Source organism: Acinetobacter sp. WCHAc060042, from assembly GCF_003231195.1.
Classification (GTDB): Bacteria; Pseudomonadota; Gammaproteobacteria; order Pseudomonadales; family Moraxellaceae; genus Acinetobacter.
Genome location: NZ_QKVN01000132.1, coordinates 1 through 480, shown reverse-complemented (window position 1 = coordinate 480; position 480 = coordinate 1). Strand labels below are relative to the sequence as shown.

The following is a 480-nucleotide window of genomic DNA, read 5'->3' as shown; positions in this document are numbered from 1 at the left end:
GTAGAAAGAAGTTCACGAACTTCCATTTCTACTAATTCAAGAAGTTCTTCATCATCAACAAGGTCACACTTGTTAAGGAATACAAGAATGTAAGGTACACCAACCTGACGAGAAAGAAGGATGTGTTCACGAGTCTGTGGCATTGGACCATCAGTCGCAGCACATACAAGGATCGCGCCGTCCATCTGAGCAGCACCAGTAATCATGTTTTTAACATAATCGGCGTGGCCCGGGCAGTCTACGTGTGCGTAGTGACGAGTTGGTGAATCGTATTCTACGTGTGAAGTATTAATTGTAATACCACGTGCTTTTTCTTCTGGTGCAGAGTCAATTGCAGCGTAGTCTTTCGCTTCACCACCGAATTTCTTCGCACATACAGTTGCAATTGCAGCTGTTAAAGTTGTTTTACCATGGTCAACGTGACCGATTGTGCCCACGTTAACGTGTGGCTTATTACGTTCAAACTTAGCCTTAGCCATG

At 44.4% G+C, this 480-nt stretch carries 1 protein-coding gene; it reads right to left on the bottom strand.

From position 1 onward, the window contains the following. A partial coding sequence (locus DPG01_RS18565) for a GTP-binding protein (RefSeq protein WP_162622384.1) occupies window positions 1–479 on the bottom strand: 479 nt, incomplete at its 3' end. Window position 480: the final 1 nt, after the last annotated feature.